This window comes from Microcoleus sp. (assembly GCF_041354475.1).
Classification (GTDB): Bacteria; Cyanobacteriota; Cyanobacteriia; order Cyanobacteriales; family Microcoleaceae; genus Microcoleus.
The window spans coordinates 39,912-57,800 of sequence record NZ_JBGJZU010000038.1 but is presented as its reverse complement, the minus strand read 5'-3'; the positions used below and the strand labels follow the sequence as shown (position 1 = coordinate 57,800).

The following is a 17,889-nucleotide window of genomic DNA, read 5'->3' as shown; positions in this document are numbered from 1 at the left end:
AGGATGGCTAATCCTGAATTCACGCCTGTAGAGTAGAAGGAGCCGACTCCCTACGTAGAAGCAGGAAGTAAGTTTTAAGTGTCCGAGATGTCATTCTTGTCCGCTTTATGTCAATCTTATGTAGCAGCAATGCACTCATTCCATATACTCCTGGAAATCATCTAATGGTGCATCAAAATCATCCGCAAGGGGTAAGACAAACGTGCCTTTCATCATCCCTGCTCGACGTTTCTTTTGAGGAGGATTTATGGCCACCTCATTATTTGCATATTTTGCTGCTAAGAATTCTACATAGTGCAGCACTTCCTGTTTCAGGGAATCTGGTAATTTGACTAAGGTTTCTAGGATTGTGGTTTCTAGCATTAGATCGCCTCTTGCTCGATAAAATTATGATAACAATTGCCAACCGAAACTTACCCGATCGCCCAAAGGCTCCATCACCACAGGCTTAACCAACCGTTCCACATACGATCGCGGCGTATAATGCGCCCCCAACTTACTCCGTTCCCTAGAATCCAGCGCCCTTTCCAACAAAGTCCCAAAAATCGCAGGTTCCACATTGCACCAATCCCGCTTCGCCGCCTGTAACAACACTTCCAACTGCGCCTTTGTCAACGCAAACGCCTGGGATTCCGCAAACAATCCGCCATTAAACCGCAACAGTTGGCCATGAAAGCCAAAACTCGTCCCCTCATTCATCGCCACCCACAGCGCCTCTACCTCCGGCTTAAACATCTTCGGATTGAGAATCCACCGCGTTTCCAGCGCCTGCGTAAACAAATGTTCCTTCAGCAATCCCACATCCTCAGCAAACATGGTGAAAATACAGCGCATCAAAAACTGGGCGACTTGCTGCGGATCGACATTCGCCTCCATCCGCTTCGCCAACTCTGCCAAATCCGCCGCCACTTCCCGCGTCACCCGCGCCGCAATTTTCTCTGGGTTGCACTGCTGCGGATTGCTAAAAATATCGACAAACAGATCGAAAACATCGGCCTTTCGCAACTCTGTCAGCGCAATTTCTCGCCGCGCCCCATAGCCGCCGTAATCGCCACTAAAACCCATCCACAATTCAAAATGATCGCCAATATCGCAAGTTAACAAAAACGGTGGTTTGCTGCTAAGACTGCGCGTGTAAGCAACTGCCTGTACAAACGCTTTTTCCATCTCTCGCAAATAGGTATTCGTTCCTCGTTTTGCAGTTCCTTTTTTACTTGTAGTTCCGCCCTGTTTTGCCTCGATTAAAAAATGCTCGGCTTTGTAAAAATCCACAAACCCCGAAGTTACTTTGCCGCTGGGGTGAAAGGTTTTAACATCTTTATCGAAGCAGTAGGGATCGTGTGGAATTCTGCCTTTATCAAAAGGGCGATCGACTCCCAGCGCATCGCACATTTCCGCAAAAAACAACTGGTAGTTTGCGCGTTCATTGCCACTAGAACCTTCCCAGCGCGTGATGAATGTTTCGACTCTGGTGCGATCGGCTTCATTCATGCTTCAATCCTGCTGCTGGTTTTTCCTAGGACTTATCATATCAAATCTGGTAGCACGACCTATGATATAGAGGACACTCCAAGAGCCCAAAGCGTGTCAACTTAAGGTACAACCGATAGTCCAACCGGGGTTGAAACCCCTGTCTCAAAGCTCAAGTCCTCTCAAGAGGACTGAAGAACTCATTAGTCCTCTTTTAGAGGACTTTCGCTATTAGACAGGGACTTCAGTCCCTGGCGGGCTTTCGGCTTAAGTTGACTAGATTTCAAAAAAAAACAGGTTGGGTTTAATTGTATTAAACCCAACCTATTAATTAAATGAGAATTAAGACTTTAGCCTTGATTCACAACAGATACATTTAACCCGGTAAATCCAGGACTAGGCCAGAATTAGCCGTGTATGGCAAGACGGGTGAAAGCAGCAAGCTCTCCCGTCAAGGAGGTATCTCTCAAAGCTTTCAACGAAATATTGAAAGCGCCATTTAAATCTCTGTCCATACTTTGAACAGGTTTTTGATGTGTATTCTTTCGTTATGTCTACTACAAAACTGCTATATTTAGCAGTCTGATGCTTCAACACTCGATCGACAGTACCAGCTTTTACCTGATTATTCAAGAAGTTTCTAGAAAATCATTTACTTTGCATCAACAGTCGGTTTAAAACTTTCCTGCGACTTTGATTTAACTAAACCATTTTGAACTTCCACAGATTCCTGAATCGGTTTCCGCGCTTCAATTAAACTCAAAGCTTTGGTGACACCTTCAGGTAAAATCACTACCAAACTGCCAGCCGGTGCTTCATCTAAAGCCTTGTTAATCGCAACTGTTTCATCGAGAATCAACTCATATTCAACCTTAGATTGAGCCGCGGTTCGTGCAGCCATAGTCTCTGCAATCCCCTGACAAATTAACTTGGCCACCACACCGGGTTCCCGGCCGCGCCGATCGAGATCTTCCTTGACAATAATGCGATCGAAAATCTCAGCCGAAAGTTTACCCAACAGGACAAAATCCTCATCTCGCCTGTCTCCCGGCGCACCAATTACCCCAATCCGCATTCCATCCCAATTCTGCACGAAACTCCCCAAAGCCTTGTAGCTGTGAGGGTTGTGGGCGTAGTCGAGCAAAGCGTGATATTTACCCAAATTAAACAGGTTCATCCGTCCGGGAGTTTGACCTACCGATGCCTGGAAACTTGACAAAGCCGATCGAATGTCCTCTATTTTCACTCCTTGGGCAAAAGCAGCCAAACAAGCAGCTAAAGCATTGGCAATCATGAACGGTGCCCGTCCGCCCATCGTCAGAGGCACGTTGACAGCCTGCTCAATTCTCAGCGTCCAATCACCCTTCAGGATCGACAAATAGCCATTCTCGTAAATCGCAGCCAGCCCGCCCGCAGCCGTATGTCTTGCCACCAGTTCGTTATCTGGGTTCATGGAGAAATATGCAATTTGAGCCTTGACACTTTGCGCCATTCGTGATACTAGCGGGTCGTCTGCATTCAGGACTGCATAGCCCTTGGGCATCACCGACTCTACCAGCACGCTCTTGAGGGTGGCCAGTTGTTCCACGGTGTCGATGTCGCCAATGCCTAAGTGGTCGGCGGCGACGTTCAAGACGACACCCACATCGCACTGGTCGAATCCCAAGCCCGATCGCAAAATTCCGCCCCTAGCTGTTTCCAGCACCGCGACTTCCACCGTCGGATCGGACAAAATCAACTGAGCGCTTTGGGGGCCGGTATTGTCTCCGCTTTCCACCAAATACTCACCGATGTAAGTACCGTCGGTAGTTGTGTAGCCCGTAACTTGGCCAGTCTGCTTGACAATGTGGGCGAGGAGGCGAGTGGTGGTAGTTTTGCCGTTTGTCCCCGTTACCGCTAAAATCGGCACCCGACTCACTCCCGGAGAGGGGAACAGCATATCCATCACTGCCCCGGCGACGTTGCGGGGCAAACCTTGACTCGGTGCAACGTGCATTCTGAAACCTGGTGCTGCGTTGACTTCGACGATGACACCATCGACATCGCGCAGGGGTTTTGAGATATCGGCGGTTACGACGTCAATGCCGGCGATGTCCAAACCGATAATTTTGGCAACTCTGGAAAATAACCAGACGTTTTCGGGGTGGATTTCGTCGGTGCGATCGACTGCAATTCCCCCCGTACTCAAGTTGGCTGTTGCCCGCAAAAATACTCTTTCCCCCGCTGGTACTACGGAGTCGAGGCTGTATCCTTGTTTTTGCAGCAAATCTAAAGACAATTTATCGATCGTAATCCGGGTCAGAACATTGTCGTGTCCGTCTCCCCGCTGCGGGTCGCTGTTGACTTCTTCAATTAACTGTTCTACGGTTTGTTTGCCGTTACCCACCACGTTAGCTGGGACTCGTTCTGCTACGGCTACGACTTGACCGTTGACTACCAAGACTCTGTGGTCCCTACCTGTGTAATAGCGTTCAATAATGATGCTTTTGGTTTTTGAGGCTGCACTGGCGAGGTCGTAGGCTTCTTCTGCTACTTCCCAGGAATTGATGTCGATGGTGATGCCGCGTCCGTGATTGCCGTCTAGGGGTTTAATCACAATGGGATAGCCGCCCACTTCTTCGATCGCACTTTCGAGTTCATCTAAATAATTAATTACCGTACCTCTGGGCACTGGCACACCAGCACTACCCAGGATATTTTTAGTACCTTCCTTGTCGCAGGCTAGTTCTACTCCCAAAACTCCTGTGCGGTTGCTCAAAGTTGCTTGAATCCGCTTTTGATGAACCCCGTAACCTAACTGGATCATAAACCTCGCACTCAATTGCATCCAGGGAATGCCACGAGATTCCGCTTCCTTGACCAGTGTTTCCGTACTCGGTCCCAAGGCCGCCGACGCTGCAAAATCTGTGAGGTCTCTTAAATCTTGGGCCAACTCTGTAGCTGAGTAAGTGCCGGTACTGACAATGCTCTGGCACAAGCGGACCCCAGCCCTTGCCGCGTAGCGACCTGCTTGTTCGTTTTGATACTCAAGTACCACTTGGTAAATGCCTGGGGTCGAAGTCTCGCGGGTGCGACCGAATCCCGCAGGCATCCCTGCCATTTCCTGAAGTTCTAGGGCGACGTGTTCGATGACGTGTCCCATCATCGTACCTTCTTTAACACGTTGTAGGAAGCCTCCCTGACGACCTGGGGAACAAAAATGCTCGTACAAACTCGGCAGCACCGCCAGTAAGCCCTCGTAGAATCCCGGAATTTCTGCTGTGGTTTTGTCTGCTAAATCTTCTAAATCTAGACGCATGACGATCAGTTTTTGGCGTCGGATACTCCAATAATTAGGGCCGCGCAAGGTCTGGATTTTTAGTATTTTCATAAAGCCTCGTAGATGTTTGGAAAGCCTAAATTTTGAGTTGGATGATGAAAAACTACTCAGGGGATTTTCATCGCCATGACTCGACTGCATTTGTAGGAGAGAAACTTTATATCAAGTCCCTGAGCCTTTTGGGTCAATTTTTTGCCAGTTTCTAGGCGGAAATCTGATAGTTTAAATTCCCAGTTTCCAGATACAACAATTATTGAGAAACAACTTTTTGGTAGCCATCGCCAATCAGTTTAATTCTTCAAAATTTTTTGTGTTCGCCACCAACTCACTTCTGAGGGTGATTCAAATTGAGTTTGTGGCTGTTGAGTATTGCACGGGAAGGATGAGCTTCGCGGGGCAGTTACCATCGGCATTAATTAAACACATTTTGGCGGTGCGATCGAATCCACCCTGAATTTTTGTTTCCGCAGGTTTCTCATCCTGGGGCTGGCTGCTGAGCAATGGCAGACAATTACCCTCCCAAAAAAAGGCTTCGAGGAGTTGAGTTTTCCTCAATTTCTGTAAGATGCTGACCACGAAGTTCACATTCCTATTGCAATGTATCTTTGACTTTATTGGATCATTTATTCAATTTCAAGCCTGAGTCTCCGATAAACTGTTCGCTAAGAACATTTTTGTACTAATTTTTCAGTTATGGCCCACGGAATTGGAGATTTGAGCTGTGAGATGGGCAGAGCCACATCCCTTCGGCAATCTGGCAATCTGGCGTGGGTTTCTGATGTTCCCATAGCTTATCCTCCGTCCTCAATCTTTGGCTACTAATTCATGATTGACGAGCGCGGATGACTATTATTTGCTTTCTTAGTTCGAGGTGCGACATTCAGGAGGCCATCCAGACTCGGCACAAGCCGAAGAGGGCATCGCTTTGCCTAGGGCAATATTGTAACAATCTCCGTGGCAAAGTACGTGCAGGCGCAGATTGAACAGGCTCAAGGGTTCTGTCGCTCCTACGTGAGGCTCGTTGGTGTAAAGCATTTCCCTAGAATCGACAATAGTCACAGTTCCTTTACCGAGAATTTTAATCGTGTCGTCTCCTTCAAATAGGGCGCAGGTGTCTTCGTCAATACCTAGAGCCAGCAGATCCGGGTGGGAGGAAATCGCCGACAGCAACCGAGCCATCCGATTCCGGTTGTGAAAATGCTGATCTACAATCACGGACGGTATAATATTAAGCCCATTTGCCAAATCCACTAAAGAGCGATTGGGAGAAGCGCCACTGCCACCGCCTGCAATCATGTGATAACCCATCACCGCAGCCCCAGCACTGGTTCCAGCTAGGGTAATTTTGCCTTCTCTGGCTTCTTTGCGAATTTTGTCCATTACGGGTGTGTCCGCCAGCAACCCGCACAGCCGCAGTTGGTCGCCACCTGTGATAAATACGCCCGTACAGTCTTCTAAGTAATCCTTCCACACGGGGTTTTCGGCCTGTTCGCGTTCCCGGATGTCAACTACTTTGACTGCACTGACACCCATGTCGTCAAAGATGGTGCGGTAGCGGTTGCTAATCCCTTCTGGATCTCGCGAAGCTGAGGGAACGATCGCCAGTCTCGCCTCTGTACCCCCAGAACGGTGAAAAAATGTGTTCAGAATCTCGCGACCGTGAACTTTGTCTTCGGCCCCCCCGATCACCATAATCGAGGTTTTTGTCCGCTGGGAAATGTTTTGTTCAAGGGCTGGAGATGTTAATTGCTGCATGGTGTGTCTTCCTCGGTTATGTGTGAAATTAAATTTTGCCGTGTTGTGGGTACGATCGGCGTTTTGAAGACTGAATAATTTAGCGTGAGGTTCGATGGAGAATCGCGATCGCCCGCAGTCCTTCGGAAGCTAGTTTAGAAAAGGCACTGTACTGAAAACAGATAATTTTCATACAAAACGTAGCCCATACACCAAAACATAAAATTTGAGTTGCAAAAATTTTAAGAAATTATGAAGAATAATGCAATTACCGAAAATTGATCGCCATCTAGAGGTGAAACTAGAGTGTGTCAATAAATTTAAAGTATTGTGCGATTTGACGTTGTTACCCTATTTCCAGAATTTTTCTTGGCTCCCCTAGGGTCGGGACTGATGGGCAAAGCCTTAGCTAAAAATATTGCTGAGGTGAATTTTGTCAATCCTCGTGATTTTACCACAGACAAGCACCACCGAGTGGACGACGAACCCTACGGTGGTGGAGTGGGGATGTTGATGAAGCCGGAACCGATTTTTGCTGCGGTGGAGTCCCTGCCAATTTTGCCCAGGCGAGAGGTGATTTTACTGACTCCCCAGGGGGAACCAATGCAGCAGGGGATGTTTCGGGGGTTGGCTGCTGAGTGCGACCAGTTGGTGTTGATTTGCGGTCATTATGAAGGTGTGGACGATCGCGTTTTGGATTTAGTCACTCGCGAGGTATCCTTGGGCGATTTTGTGCTCACCGGGGGCGAAATCCCCGCTTTGGCTTTGATTAATGGGGTTTTGCGCTTGCTGCGGGGAACTGTGGGGAAGGAAGATTCGCTGAAGTTTGAGAGTTTTGAGGACGGGCTTTTGGATTATCCACAGTATACTCGACCCGCAGATTTTCGGGGTTTGAAGGTTCCTGATGTGTTGCTATCTGGGAATCACGCGGAAATTGCGCGCTGGCGTCGGGAACAGCAAATTGAAAAAACGCGATCGCACCGCCCTGATTTGTATGAACGCTGGTTGCACGAAGGGGGAAAATAGATCGTCTGCTATCCTAAAGAAACACATAAATAACTCAATTTTACCAGCTATAACTTATGTCACTAGCCGTAGAAAAGTTACCAATAGATCTAATTACCGATGATGGCGAACCGATGGAAAGCAATAACCATAGAGTTTCGATGAATGTACTGATCCAATCCCTCAAATATCAGTGGCGCGATCGGCAAGACTTTTTTGTAGGCGGCAATATGTTTGTCTACTACAGCATAAACCAAGTCAAAAATCAAGACTTCAAAGGCCCTGATTTGTTTGTAGTCTTAGATGTAGATGGAACCATAAATAGAGATGCTTGGATTGCTTGGGAAGAAGATAGTCGCCTCCCAGATGTGGTAATTGAATTAATGTCTCCCTCAACTGCCGAAGTAGATTTAACCACTAAAAAAGATATCTACGAACGTAAATTTAAAACCCAAGATTATTTTGTCTACAATCCCAAAAATCCTAGTTCTCTAAGAGGTTGGGAATTAATTAATCGTCGATACCAATCCTTATCTCCTAATCAACAAGGGAGATTATATTGTGAATCATTAGGGCTATGGCTGGGCATATGGGAAGGTCAAATAGAAAACTCTCAAGGTAATTGGTTGAGGTTCTTTGATAACGATGGAAATTTAGTATTAATGAGAGATGAAGCTGAAACTCAAAGAGCCGAATTAGAGCGACAACAGAAAGAGGAGGCAATACAACAATTAGAAATTGAAAAGCAACAGAAAGAACGGTTAGCTGCCAAATTAAGAGAGTTGGGTATTGACCCAGATGAAATTTGATTGCTTGGATATTTGAAGTTGGATTTTCCCCATTCCCCATTCCCCATAGGTGTCAACTTAACGTCAAACCGATAGTCCGACAGGGGTTGAAACCCCTGTCTAATAGCTAAAGTCCTCTAAAAGAGGACTAATGAGTTGAACATTCTTCTCTTCAGTCAAGAGAGAGAGGACTTTAGCTTTGAGACAGGGGTTTCAACCCCTGTCGGACTCGCGGGCCCACAGACGGACTTGGCGGGCTTTCAGGCTTAAGTTGACACCAATTCCCCATTCCCCATTCCCCATTCCCCATTCCCCATTCCCCATTCCCAAATGAACATCCGCATCGGTAACGGCTACGACATTCACTGCTTAGTTCCAGAACGCCCCCTCATCCTGGGCGGCGTGAACATTCCCCACGAATTAGGATTACTCGGCCACAGCGACGCCGACGTACTCACTCACGCGATTATGGATGCAATGCTTGGAGCACTCAGCCTCGGAGATATCGGCCTTTATTTCCCACCGACTGACCCCAAATGGAAAGGTGCTGATAGTTTAGTTTTGCTAGAACAAGTCAACCAGTTGATATTAGATAAAGGCTGGGAAATTGGCAATATTGATTCTGTAATTGTAGCAGAACGTCCGAAGCTGAAACCGCATATTGAAAAAATGCGCGATCGCCTTTCTAGCGTCCTCAAACTCAACCCAGACCAAATCGGCATCAAAGCCACCACCAACGAAAAATTAGGCCCGGTGGGAAGAGAAGAAGGCATCGCAGCTTACGCTGTAGTTTTATTAATGCTAAAATAGAACTATAGAATCTCTAATTGACTGTAAAGTTAATCTCAAATCCAACATCGCTAGGAAGCCTGAAATCATGGACACTGACACTTGGGAGTTAGAATTACCCGTAGACGCGGATGCGATCGCGTTGGATAAGGACGATAACATAGTCGTGCTAATCGAGGTTAAAATTATTCAAGCTCAAGAACCAGCCGCGAAACAGAAAATTATCGATCGCGCGACCGATTGGCTGAAAGCTGTGTTAGCTAAGCTGTCTGAAAAAAACGCGATCGTTCCTTATGCTATGTTTGTTGATGCGGAAAAAATTTTGATTTTTAAATGGGATGGTGTGAATTTATCGGAGCCTGTTTGCACTCTCAATACTGGTGAGATATGTCGCTATTATATGCCGACTTTTGGTAGTAAATGGCTCTCTGAACGTACCCTTGGGGGACTGATTGAATCGTGGCTGCATGACTTAGATTATAACTGGAAATCAGAAAATCCGCCAGCATCAGAACAGATAGCAGCCATCGGTTTGCTGCCATTACTCGCAGGTGGAACAACAAAATCAGGAGTGGAATTAGGTGGCAATTATATATATCGAGACCAACTTTCTGATGAGTATTGCTACAGGGCGTGAGACTGAAGCAATTATGTTGCTCAGAGATTTGTCCTCATCAGTTCAGTTAGTCATACCCAGCGTTTGTTATATGGAAGCTTGGTCAGCTTTCGAGGACGAGCTGAAGCGACAAAACTCTTTTAAGGAACAGCTAAGCCGCCAAATTAGCGAAACAAAGCGAGATGTGACCTCTGAAAAGGTCGCATCTCTATCTTTTTACCTAGAAGAGTCATTAGTTTACTATCTCGAACGAATAGATGAAATTGAATTGCGGTTGCGTGAAGCAATTTCTCTGATGTCAGAAAATGCCCAAATGATTGTATTAAATTCAGAGATTATTCAAGCAAGTTTAAACAGACCTATTATCAAAAAAGACCCAACAGATAATTTGATTTTACACTGTATCCTCAGTCATGCCCGATCGCATTCTACAGAAACCAAAGTATTTCTCAGCGGTAACGTCAAAGAATTTGGTCTATCGGAAGTTCAAAATACTTTGCGAGAGGCGGGGATTACAAAGTATTTCTCTGCCACTAAAAACTTTCTAGGTTGGCTACAATCTCAATCATAATTACACGCAGGTGGTACAGTAAATTATTATGAAAATTTTCCCTATTTTACATTCAAAGCGCCGCTGGCTGGCTGTTCTGCTAGCAGCAATTGTTACCATAGCCTTGTCTGCGTGTACTCCGGTGCGATCGCAATTAACAAACAGACTCATCGTCCCCACCCCCAGCGGCCCAGCCACCTTTAACTATCCGCTAAATCAGTCAGCCTACAGCGTTTTTGGCTATCTCAATGAAGGATTGATCAACGAAAACGGTTTAACATCAGAACTAGAACCCGGTTTAGCCGAGTCGTGGGAAGTCTCCAAAGATGGCAAAAAGATTGTCTTCACCCTGCGAGAGGGATTGAAATGGTCTGATGGCGAACCGATGACTACTGATGACATTATCTTCAGCTATGACAAGATTTATTTCAATGATAAAATCCCTAGCGGTTTAAAAGATACTCTCAGAGTTGGAATGAGTCGCCAATTCCCCAAACTCAAAAAACTTGACAGCCGCCGCGTTGAATTTTCCGTTGCCGAACCCTTTGCTCCATTTATTAGATATGCTGGGGGAATACCGATTTTACCAGCTCATATTCTACAAGAATCAATCAGCAATACAGATAGTGAAGGAAAGCCGAAGTTCCTGAGTACCTGGGGAACCGATACTGACCCCAAAAAAATTGTCGGTAACGGTCAATACCGAATGCTCAGTTATACTCCTAATCAGCGAGTTGTGTTGGAACGAAATCCCTATTTTTGGCGCAAAGATACTCAGGGAACTACTCAGCCTTACATCCAGCAAATAGTCTGGCAAATTATCGAAAATACTGATACTCAACTGTTGAATTTTCGCTCTGGTGATTTGGATAGTCTGGACGTGCAGCCCGAAGTGTTTCCGCTGCTGAAAAGGGAGGAAAAACGCGGTAAATATACGGTATTTAACGGTGGCCCCGACACTGGCAGTGTATTTATGTGTTTCAATCTGAATCAGGGTCGTAATGCTCAAAATCAGCCCTTTGTAGACCCGATTAAATCTCGGTGGTTCGCAACTAAGGAGTTTCGGCAGGCGATCGCCTATGGTATCAACCGCGACGCCATGACTAACAATATCTATCGTGGACTTGGCGCGCCCCTGCATTCCCCAATTCCAGCCCAAAGCCCGTTCTACCTATCGCCAAAAGAAGGATTAAAAACTTACAACTACGACCCCAAAAAAGCCAAAGAATTATTGTTAACTGCTGGCTTCAAGTATAATGATGCAGGGGATTTATTGGATCGGGAGGGGAACAAAGTGCGATTTACTTTATTAATGGCGGCAGGCAAAAAAGTCCGGGAACAAATGGGAACACAAATTAAACAAGATTTAGGCAAGTTAGGGATACAGATTGATACACAATTTCTCAGTTTTAACACTTATGTAGAAAAACTGCGTTTGACTAAAAATTGGGATACCTACCTCGGTGGTTTTACGGGCGGTCTGGAACCGCACAGTGGCTACAATATCTGGTCAGTAAACGGTACTTTACACAGTTTTAACCAGGGACCGCAGGCTGGGGAACCGCCGATTAAGGGCTGGAAAGTGGCTGACTGGGAGCAGAAAATTGATGACCTGTATGTGAAAGCTTCCCAGGAACTGAATGAGCCGAAGCGCAAGGAAATTTATGCAGAAACCCAACGGATTATAGCAGAACAAGCACCGTTTATCTACATGGTGAATCCCTTGACTTTTGAGGCGGTGCGCGATCGCATTTCAGGAGTTCGGTATAGTGCTATAGGAGGCGCTTTCTGGAATTTGTACGAACTAAAAATTACCGAATAGTCATTAGTTATTAGTTATTGGTGATTAGTTATTTGTTAGCTTTTATACCAATTTAATGTGAAGTTGCACATATCTCGATCCCCCTAAATCCCCCTTAAGAAGGGGGACTTTGATAAAAATCTTGTCCCCCCCTTATTAAGGGGGGTTAGGGGGGATCAGATGCTATGCAGCCTCATAAAAAATTGCTATTACCAATGCCCAATGCCCAATGCCCAATTCCCCATACCCAATTCCCCATACCCAATTCCCAATTTTTATGCAACCTGAAATCTTACAAAAGTTACTCGAATCTGTGGCCGCTGGTGATATCAGTCCCGCCACAGCTTTAGAAAAACTCAAGCACTTTGACTTTGAACAAGTGGGCGATTTTGCCAAAATCGACCACCACCGCACTCTCAGAACCGGTTTCCCAGAAGTAATTTGGGGACCTGGTAAAACCCCAGACCAAATTGTTGAGATTATCCAGGTAATGCGCGGGCGAAATCCGGCGGTGATGGCGACGCGAATTGAACCGGAAGTTTTCGAGCAATTGCAGCAGAAAATACCCGATTTGTGCTATTATGAAAAAGCTCGAATTTGTGCAATTTCTGCTAGTTCTCCAACTTCGCAACATCCAGGTAAAGTAACAATTATTAGTGCAGGAACAGCAGATTTGGCTGTAGCGGAAGAGGCGGCTGTTACTGCCGAACTTTGCGGTTTTCAGGTACAGCGTTTGTGGGATGTGGGAGTTGCTGGCATTCACCGTTTGCTGAGTAATCGCCACGTTATTGCTGATGCTGATGTGTTGATTGCAGTCGCGGGTATGGAAGGTGCTTTGGCGAGTGTGGTTGCGGGTTTGGCAGATTGTCCGGTGATTGCTGTGCCGACAAGTGTGGGTTATGGGGCGAGTTTTGGCGGGATTGCGCCTCTTTTAACTATGCTTAATTCTTGTGCGGCTGGTGTTGGCGTGGTGAATATTGATAATGGGTTTGGTGCGGCAATTTTGGCCTGTCAAATTCTCAGAACCGCTGGCCGAGTTGGTAAAAATTAACAAATAGACCTCGATCGTATTCATTGTGGAACAGGCATCCTGCCTGTTCAAGACCTGCTTTTCTGGAAAGGTCTAATGAAAAGCCCCTATCCCGGTAGATTATTACGATCGCCCTTAATTCACTACCAAGGGCGATCGCACTTTTTTGTCTCAATTCCCTAAATCAACCGGAAATTAGCAGATGTAATCGCATTGGCACTCACTCCAATCATTACAGCTAACTCTTCTCCTGTCAAGACATTTTTGATGAGAGTTCCCTGAGTATTTTGAACTATCGCTAACTGACCAAAGCTCAAACCTCCACTCAATCCAATCAAATCTTGACCCAGAGTAAAATCAGCAATGATATCAAATCCTTGACCAGCTTGTAAGACAAATATATCATTCCCACTACCGCCAATCAAACTATCATTGCCCAAATCTCCGTAAAGGATATCATTGCCTTTCCCGCCCATGAGAGTATCGTTATCTTCCCCTCCATAAAGAGTATCATTGCCTTCACAGCCTCCCAGAATATCTGCTTGTTCATTACCGCTGATAAAATCATCGCCCGTGCCGCCACAAATGGTATCCGAACCCTCATTCCCAAACAGGGAGTCCTCACCTTCACTACCAAGGATGATGTCATCACCTTTACCTCCAAATAAGTTGTCATTACCCTTACCACCATCGATGAAGTCATCATTTCTATTTCCATAAATGATGTCATCATCTTCGCGGCCATTAATGGAGTCATTGCCTTTGCCTCCAAAGATTAAATCTTTGCCTTCGTCACCGAGAATGATGTCGTTTCCTTCGTCTCCAAATAAGATGTCATCACCACTACCACCGCTGATAAAATCGTTGCCTTTATTGCCATTAAAGATGTCACCGCTGTCGCTACCATATAAGTTATCATCCCCGGATTTGGCATTGAATATATTGCCGTTGTTGCTACCTAAAAATTCATCATTCTTGCCGGTTCCTATTTGAATTGTAGATACACCGAGTATGGTGTTTTCAACTGAATTTGGTTGGTTTAAGTTGGGATAGGCAATATCATCGCAGATGCAGTCATCATTGGGGATGTTATTAGTTATTGGCGTCGGTGTGGGAGTTGGTGTGGGAGTTGGCGCAGGAGTTGGTGTGGGAGTTGGCGCAGGAGTTGGTGTGGGAGTTGGCGCAGGAGTTGGTGTAGGCGCAGGTGCAGGAGTTGGTGTAGGCGCAGGTGCAGTGTCGTTATCAGTATTAGTAACTGCGACATCGGTAGCATTAACACCACTGTAATTGGCATCGGTACTGGTAGCCACAGCGGTTACTATGTTGTAGGCAATATTTCCGTCAACTAGGGTATCATCTACTCCCGTTACTGTCACGGTTTGGGGAGTATTCCAGTTAGCATTGGTGAAAGTAATAGAGGATTTATCGACAGTACCTTCAGCAGTGTTACTGCTAGTTAATGGAATGGTGACATTGGCTGTTGGTTGAGTGTTTAAAACTACTGTAAATGTAGCCTTACCTCCGGCTTCAGTTGTGGTTAATCCGGTGGTGGGTGTGATGGTGATTCCAGCAGTTTCATTGTCGGTGTTGGTGACAGCTACATCAGCGGGTTTGAGATTTTTGTAGTTGGTATCTGTGGTAGTTGTATCAGCCGTCGTCAGAATTTGATAGGCTTGATTTCCGTCAGCAATTGAGTCATCTACTCCCGTTACTGTCACGGTTTGGGGAGTATTCCAGTTAGCATTGGTGAAAATTAAAATGGATTTATCTACAGTACCTTCGGTAGGTTTACTGCTAGTTAATGGAATGGTGACATTGGCTGTTGGTTGAGTGTTTAAAACTACTGTAAATGTAGCCTTACCTCCGGCTTCAGTTGTGATTAATCCGGTGGTTGGGCTGACTGTGATTCCAGCAGTTTCGTTATCAGTATTAGTAACTGCGACATCAGCAGCATTAACACCATTGTAATTGGTATCGGTACTGGTGGCCACAGCAGTGACTATGTTGTAGGCAATATTCCCATCAACTACGCTATCATCTACTCCGGTAACGGTGACAGTTTGTGCCACATTCCAGTTAGCAGAGGTGAAAGTTAAACTGGATTTATCTACAGTACCTTCGGTAGTTTTGCTGCTAGTTAATGGAATGGTGACATTGGCTGTTGGTTGCGTATTTAACTTGACTGTAAATGTAGCAGTTCCCCCCGCTTCACTTGTGGTTAATCCTGTGGTTGGGCTGACTGTGATTCCAGCAGTTTCGTTGTCGGTGTTGGTGACAGCTACATCAGCAGGTTTGAGATTTTTGTAGTTGGTATCTGTGGTAGTTGTGTCAGCAGCGGTGATAATTTGATAGGCTTGATTTCCGTCAGCAATTGAGTCATCTACTCCTGTTACTGTGACTGTTTGTGCTACATTCCAGTTAGCAGAGGTGAAAGTAACACTGTTTTTATCTATTGTACCTTCGGTAGTTTTGCTGCTAGTTAATGGAATGGTGACATTGGCTGTTGGTTGCGTATTTAACTTGACTGTAAATGTAGCATTTCCCCCCGCTTCAGTTGTGATTAATCCGGTGGTGGGTGTAACTGTGATTCCAGCAGTTTCATTGTCGGTGTTGGTGACAGCTACATCGGCGGGTTTGAGATTTTTGTAGTTGGTATCTGTGGTAGTTGTATCAGCCGTCGTCAGAATTTTATAGGCTTGATTTCCGTCAGCAATTGAGTCATCTACTCCCGTTACTGTCACGGTTTGGGGAGTATTCCAGTTAGCAGAGGTGAAAGTTAAACTCGGTTTGTCTACAGTACCTTCAGCCGTTTTATCAGAAGTAATTCCAATACTGACATCGGCTGTAGGCTGGCTATCTAAAACTACCGTAAAAGTAGCAGTACCACCCGCTTCAGTAGTTGTTAATCCGCTGGTGGGAGTGACGGTGATGCCTTTGGTGTCGTTATCAGTATTAGTAACTGCGACATCAGCAGGATTAACACCGTTATAATTAGTATCGGTACTGGTAGCAGCAGCAGTAACAATATTGTAAGCAACATTCCCATCTACTACTAATTCATCTACTCCTTTAACGGTGACAGTTTGGGGAGTATTCCAGTTAGCATTGGTGAAAGTTAAACTCGGTTTATCTACAGTACCTTCAGCCGTTTTATCAGAAGTAATTCCAATACTGACATCCGCTGTAGGCTGGCTATCTAAAACTACCGTAAAAGTAGCAGTACCTCCCGCTTCCGTAGTTGTTAATCCGGTAGTCGGGCTGATGGAAATTCCCGCAGTATCGTCGTTTTGAATTGTGGTGGTAATTGGAGAACCGATAATATTAGCAGTTCCGGTCGCTGTGGCGTTGCTCAGAGTTAGTGCTAAAGTTTCGTTAGGTTCGACAATGCGATCGCCCAAAACCGACACCGCAATTGTTGCTATGGTAGCATTGGCAGCAAAACTAATCTTATTGCCAGTGGCAGTGACTCCAGTACCAGTCACATTGGTGTTATTGTAATCGACGCCATTGGTGGCGGTTCCCCCAAAACTAAAATCAATGCTGCTAGTTTGGTTGGTTTCTCCGGTGCGGGTAACGGTGAAACTGATTACTTGAGTACCGCTATTTCCCTCAGTCACGCTGGCGGTACTGCCCACAACACTGTAAGAAATATCGTTATCAGTAATCTGGGCATTCACCGGACCGATCGCCCTTGTTGTTGGATAATTGGGATCTATACTGTTGGTAATAGCGTGGGTTAATGCACTGGTATGAGCCCCTTCCACCACCGTGTCATCAACAGCACGAACGGTGACAGTTTGGGGAGTGATGCCATTAACATTTGTGAAGGTTAAAGTTTGCGTGGCCGCAAAAGTCGTTCCATTTAAGCTAACCCGCGCTTGAGCATCCGCCGTTACGGTAATTTGAACGTTACTTACAGGAAGAGTGTTCAATTGTAGGGTATAAGTATCTGTACTGCCGCCCTCTGTTACTGAGGTATTGCCCCCCGATTGAGTGACGGTGACGCCGGGAGTATCGTTGTCTGTGTTAGTAACAGCGACATCGTTTGGATTGAAATTGTTGTAGTTCGGGTCGGCACTGGTAGCTGGGGCGGTGATAATTTGGTAGTTAATATTGCCGTCAATTACCGAATCATCTACTCCGGTAACGGTGACGGTTTGGTAAGCATTCCAATTAGTTGAATTAAAGGTGAGGCTAGCGGGTAAAACCGTTCCTTCTGCGGTGTTGCTGCTGGTTAAGCCAATGGTGACATTAGCTGTTGGTTGGCTTTTCAGGCGGATGTCAAAAGTAGCTTGACCCCCAGATTCGCTGGTATTGCCACTAATCGGGAGGATGTCAAATCCGGCAGTGTCGTTGTCGGTGATGGTGAAACTACCTGTGGTGGTGGTTCCTAACACAATGCCTGCCGATGGATTGCTAATACTGAGGTTGGCAGTTTCGTTAATTTCGGCGATTTGGTCGTCGGCAATGGTGAAAGTGACTTGTCCCCTGGTGGCCCCGTTGCCGATGGTGATTTGGGTGGGAATAGTGCCGGTGAAATCAGCAGCCGTGGCAGTGCCTGCTAAGCCGAGGTTAACGGTTTGGTTGCCGACTACAGGTGCGCTGGCAGTAGCAGTGACTGTGATGCTGGTTGTTCCTGCTTCGGTGCCGGTGCTGGGAGTAACTGAGAGGTTGACTGTGGGGAAGTCGTTATCGGTAATTGTGACGTTACCAGTAGTAGTAGTTCCTAATGTCAAGCCAGCAGAAGGATTAGAAATTGTGAAAGTGCCTGTTTCGGTTCCTTCAAT

13 protein-coding genes are annotated in these 17,889 nt (G+C 46.1%); 7 read left to right on the top strand and 6 right to left on the bottom strand.

All coding sequences use genetic code 11. From position 1 onward, the window contains the following. Positions 1-135 precede the first annotated feature (135 nt). The 5 genes from ACBR23_RS15700 to ACBR23_RS15680 form a co-directional block, all read right to left on the bottom strand. On the bottom strand, positions 136-363 hold the full coding sequence (locus ACBR23_RS15700) for a DUF2281 domain-containing protein (RefSeq protein ID WP_341738376.1): 228 nt from the start codon (positions 361-363) through the stop codon (positions 136-138). Between the two features lie 24 nt (positions 364-387). Then, a complete protein-coding gene (locus ACBR23_RS15695) occupies positions 388-1,491 on the bottom strand; it encodes a type IIL restriction-modification enzyme MmeI (RefSeq protein WP_371119862.1) in 1,104 nt (367 codons plus the stop codon). A gap of 631 nt (positions 1,492-2,122) precedes the next feature. Further along, positions 2,123-4,840, bottom strand: a complete 2,718-nt coding sequence (cphA, locus tag ACBR23_RS15690) for a cyanophycin synthetase (RefSeq protein WP_371117530.1) — start codon at positions 4,838-4,840, stop codon at positions 2,123-2,125. 291 nt (positions 4,841-5,131) lie between these two features. Further along, positions 5,132-5,374: a hypothetical protein gene (locus tag ACBR23_RS15685; protein WP_371121048.1), complete on the bottom strand. Its 243-nt coding sequence runs from the start codon at positions 5,372-5,374 to the stop codon at positions 5,132-5,134. A gap of 276 nt (positions 5,375-5,650) precedes the next feature. Next, positions 5,651-6,544 (bottom strand): cyanophycinase, encoded by an 894-nt coding sequence (locus tag ACBR23_RS15680; protein WP_371117528.1) that lies wholly within the window; start codon positions 6,542-6,544, stop codon positions 5,651-5,653. Positions 6,545-6,853: 309 nt separating this feature from the next. Between ACBR23_RS15680 and trmD the strand changes: the two genes are divergently transcribed. From trmD to larB, 7 genes are all read left to right on the top strand, one after another. Further along, complete coding sequence (trmD, locus tag ACBR23_RS15675) at positions 6,854-7,549, top strand: tRNA (guanosine(37)-N1)-methyltransferase TrmD (protein WP_371117527.1); 696 nt, start codon at positions 6,854-6,856, stop codon at positions 7,547-7,549. A 56-nt stretch (positions 7,550-7,605) separates the two neighbouring features. Then, on the top strand, positions 7,606-8,337 hold the full coding sequence (locus ACBR23_RS15670) for a Uma2 family endonuclease (RefSeq protein WP_371119863.1): 732 nt from the start codon (positions 7,606-7,608) through the stop codon (positions 8,335-8,337). Between the two features lie 309 nt (positions 8,338-8,646). Next, the gene (ispF, locus tag ACBR23_RS15665; protein WP_371119864.1) at positions 8,647-9,126 is read left to right on the top strand and encodes a 2-C-methyl-D-erythritol 2,4-cyclodiphosphate synthase; all 480 of its coding nucleotides are present in this window, start codon (positions 8,647-8,649) and stop codon (positions 9,124-9,126) included. A 67-nt stretch (positions 9,127-9,193) separates the two neighbouring features. After that, positions 9,194-9,742 (top strand): hypothetical protein, encoded by a 549-nt coding sequence (locus ACBR23_RS15660; RefSeq protein ID WP_371117524.1) that lies wholly within the window; start codon positions 9,194-9,196, stop codon positions 9,740-9,742. Continuing rightward, positions 9,720-10,292 (top strand): PIN domain-containing protein, encoded by a 573-nt coding sequence (locus tag ACBR23_RS15655; protein WP_371117523.1) that lies wholly within the window; start codon positions 9,720-9,722, stop codon positions 10,290-10,292. The genes ACBR23_RS15660 and ACBR23_RS15655 overlap by 23 nt, the downstream gene beginning before the upstream one ends. Before the next feature lie 28 nt (positions 10,293-10,320). After that, on the top strand, positions 10,321-12,093 hold the full coding sequence (locus ACBR23_RS15650; protein ID WP_371119865.1) for an ABC transporter substrate-binding protein: 1,773 nt from the start codon (positions 10,321-10,323) through the stop codon (positions 12,091-12,093). A 256-nt stretch (positions 12,094-12,349) separates the two neighbouring features. Next, entirely contained in the window at positions 12,350-13,123 is a 774-nt protein-coding gene (gene larB, locus ACBR23_RS15645) for a nickel pincer cofactor biosynthesis protein LarB (protein ID WP_371119866.1), read from the top strand. Between the two features lie 158 nt (positions 13,124-13,281). On the opposite strand, the gene ACBR23_RS15640 is transcribed toward larB, so the two are convergent. Then, the coding region (locus ACBR23_RS15640; protein ID WP_371125661.1) for a beta strand repeat-containing protein at positions 13,282-17,889 on the bottom strand (4,608 nt) is incomplete at its 5' end.

What these genes read in the sequence shown, in the direction of transcription:
- ACBR23_RS15700 (WP_341738376.1), bottom strand. Translation starts at nt 363, where the DNA reads ATGCTAGAAACCACAATCCTAGAAACCTTAGTCAAATTACCAGATTCC.
- ACBR23_RS15695 (WP_371119862.1), bottom strand. Translation starts at nt 1,491, where the DNA reads ATGAATGAAGCCGATCGCACCAGAGTCGAAACATTCATCACGCGCTGG.
- cphA (WP_371117530.1), bottom strand. Translation starts at nt 4,840, where the DNA reads ATGAAAATACTAAAAATCCAGACCTTGCGCGGCCCTAATTATTGGAGT.
- ACBR23_RS15680 (WP_371117528.1), bottom strand. Translation starts at nt 6,544, where the DNA reads ATGCAGCAATTAACATCTCCAGCCCTTGAACAAAACATTTCCCAGCGG.
- ACBR23_RS15670 (WP_371119863.1), top strand. Translation starts at nt 7,606, where the DNA reads ATGTCACTAGCCGTAGAAAAGTTACCAATAGATCTAATTACCGATGAT.
- ispF (WP_371119864.1), top strand. Translation starts at nt 8,647, where the DNA reads ATGAACATCCGCATCGGTAACGGCTACGACATTCACTGCTTAGTTCCA.
- ACBR23_RS15660 (WP_371117524.1), top strand. Translation starts at nt 9,194, where the DNA reads ATGGACACTGACACTTGGGAGTTAGAATTACCCGTAGACGCGGATGCG.
- ACBR23_RS15655 (WP_371117523.1), top strand. Translation starts at nt 9,720, where the DNA reads ATGAGTATTGCTACAGGGCGTGAGACTGAAGCAATTATGTTGCTCAGA.
- ACBR23_RS15650 (WP_371119865.1), top strand. Translation starts at nt 10,321, where the DNA reads ATGAAAATTTTCCCTATTTTACATTCAAAGCGCCGCTGGCTGGCTGTT.
- larB (WP_371119866.1), top strand. Translation starts at nt 12,350, where the DNA reads ATGCAACCTGAAATCTTACAAAAGTTACTCGAATCTGTGGCCGCTGGT.